The 2,183-nt window shown below is 70.8% G+C and carries 4 protein-coding genes; all 4 read left to right on the top strand.

Going from position 1 to position 2,183, the window contains the following annotated elements; all coding sequences use genetic code 11:
• Positions 1 to 636 (top strand): UdgX family uracil-DNA binding protein (locus tag BZL64_RS35355; RefSeq protein WP_086773146.1); only part of this gene is annotated, 636 nt, incomplete at its 5' end.
• Between the two features lie 26 nt (positions 637 to 662).
• The gene (locus BZL64_RS35350; protein ID WP_086773145.1) at positions 663 to 1,187 is read left to right on the top strand and encodes a GNAT family N-acetyltransferase; all 525 of its coding nucleotides are present in this window, start codon (positions 663 to 665) and stop codon (positions 1,185 to 1,187) included.
• 136 nt (positions 1,188 to 1,323) lie between these two features.
• Positions 1,324 to 1,623, top strand: a complete 300-nt coding sequence (locus BZL64_RS35345; RefSeq protein ID WP_086773144.1) for a DUF4229 domain-containing protein — start codon at positions 1,324 to 1,326, stop codon at positions 1,621 to 1,623.
• Between the two features lie 71 nt (positions 1,624 to 1,694).
• The coding region (locus BZL64_RS35340) for a TetR/AcrR family transcriptional regulator (protein ID WP_107430413.1) at positions 1,695 to 2,183 on the top strand (489 nt) is incomplete at its 3' end.

The raw sequence follows: 2,183 nt of genomic DNA, 5'->3' as shown, positions 1-2,183 counted from the left end.
CCCGAGGACCAGTACACCGCCGCCCCCTTCATCCCCGAAGGGACCCTCACCCTCCCTGCCCTGCGTGAGGCGGCGGCCGGCTGCGAGGGGTGCCCGCTGCACAGGAACGCCACCCGGACGGTGTTCGGCGCGGGCAAGGCCACCGCCAGGGTCATGCTCGTCGGGGAACAGCCCGGTGACCAGGAGGACCGCCAGGGCGAACCCTTCGTGGGCCCGGCCGGCCGCCTGCTGGACAGGGCGTTGGAAGAGGCCGGCCTCGACCCCGCCGACGCCTACGTCACCAACGCGGTCAAGCATTTCAAGTTCACCCAGGCGGAACCCCGTAAACGCAGGATCCACAAGGCCCCCACCCTCCGTGAGATGACTGCCTGCGCCCCCTGGCTGGCGGCCGAGCTGACCGTCGTGGAGCCGGAGCTGATCGTGGTCCTGGGCGCCACCGCGGGCAAGGCCCTGCTCGGCTCCTCGTTCAAGGTCACCGAGGTACGGGGAACGGTCCTGGAGAGGGAGATCCACGGTCACCCCGAACGCCTGGTCCCCACGGTCCACCCGTCCTCGGTACTCCGCTCCGACGACCGCGAAACCGCGTACCGGGGCCTGGTGGGAGACCTGGAAGTGGCGGCCCGGGTCCTGTCGTAGGGGTGGCAGGTAATTACCATCGCCGCGTGGCTCTCACCTTCACCCTCGACCCCGCCGTGACCCCCGGCCTGCGTGACGGCGTCCTGGACCTCTGGACGGACGTCTCCAACGCGGGCGGAGCCGTAGGTTTCGTGCCGCCGGTGACCCGCGAGGCCGTCCGCCCGGAACTGGTCCGTCACCTGGTGCAGATGGCCGAGGGCCGCACGCACCTCCTCGTGGGCCGCGACGAGACCGGCGAGGTGGCGGCAACCGCGTTCCTCACCTTCAACACTCACCGCCTGATGACCCACTGGCTGTGGCTGTACACGGTGATGGTGCACCCCCGCCACCAGGGCAGGGGCTACGGCCGCGACCTGCTCACCGCCGCCGCGGACGCGGCCCGCACCTTCGACGGCATAGACGCGATACGCCTCACCTGCCGAGGCGGCCAGGGCCTGGAACGCTTCTACGCGTCCTGCGGGTACAAGGAGGTCGGCCGGGTCCCGGACGCGATCAGAGTGGCCCCGGGCGACGACCGCGACGACGTCACGATGCTGCTGCCGCTGACCTGAGGCCTCGGCCCCTGCCCCGCCCCCGCTGCAAGATCCGGAGCCGGGCGTGCTTCACTGGACGGTGCCCGTTTGGGACGTTAGGTACCTTCGGACCTCCCCCAGCGGGGGGACCCCAGAGACGGAAGAACGGATTGAGATGCTCCGCTACACGCTGATGCGCCTCGGTGTCTTCGCAGGCTGCCTCGCGGCGGTCTGGGGACTCGTCTACCTCGGTGTCTTCCCGCGCGGCCTGGGCGACTCCAACGGCATGTGGATCCTCCTGCTGTCGCTGGTGCTCTCCGCTCCGCTCAGCTTCGTCCTGCTGCGCAAGGAGCGCGACCGTGCCTCGGAGACGGTCGTGCGGCGCGTGGACCGGATGAAGGCGGGCCTGGAGTCCAGCCGCTCCCAGGAGGACGAGGCGGCCGACTCGGCCCACGCGCAGGGCCAGGCCTCGTAACCACCCGCTTTCGGATCCGCCTGCCCGCGCAAGGGAGTTCGCTCCCGTCGGCCACAACTACTCTTTCCCTCATGGGTGCCGTGAAGACCAAGCGGATGCCGCGTGCGGTCCGTGAGCAGCAGATGCTGGACGCCGCCGTGGAGACTTTCGGGCGGCGCGGGTACATGGCCGCGTCGATGGACGAGATCGCCGAACTGGCGGGCGTGTCCAAGCCGTTGGTGTACCTCTACCTGAACTCCAAGGAAGACCTCTTCACCGCGTGCATCCGGCGCGAAGCGGAGGCGCTCGTCGGCGCGGTGCGCGCGGGCGTGGACACCGGCCTGCCGGCCGACCGCCAGCTCTGGGACGGCCTGCTGGCGTTCTTCGCGCACACCGGCCGCCATCCGCACGCCTGGTCGGTCCTGCACATCCAGGCCCGTACCCACGGCGAGACCTTCGCCGCCGAGGCCGCGGCGATGCGCGCGGAGATCGTGGTGTTCGTGACCCAGCTGATCGTGGTCGCCGCCCGCGAGGCACACCGCGACCCGGACCTCCCGGAACGGGAGGTCCGGGTCGCGGTG

The organism is Streptomyces bobili (genome assembly GCF_002154575.1).
Lineage (GTDB): Bacteria > Actinomycetota > Actinomycetes > Streptomycetales > Streptomycetaceae > Streptomyces > Streptomyces bobili.
Note: the sequence above shows the minus strand (reverse complement) of the source record. Positions and strands in the feature narration are given on the sequence as shown.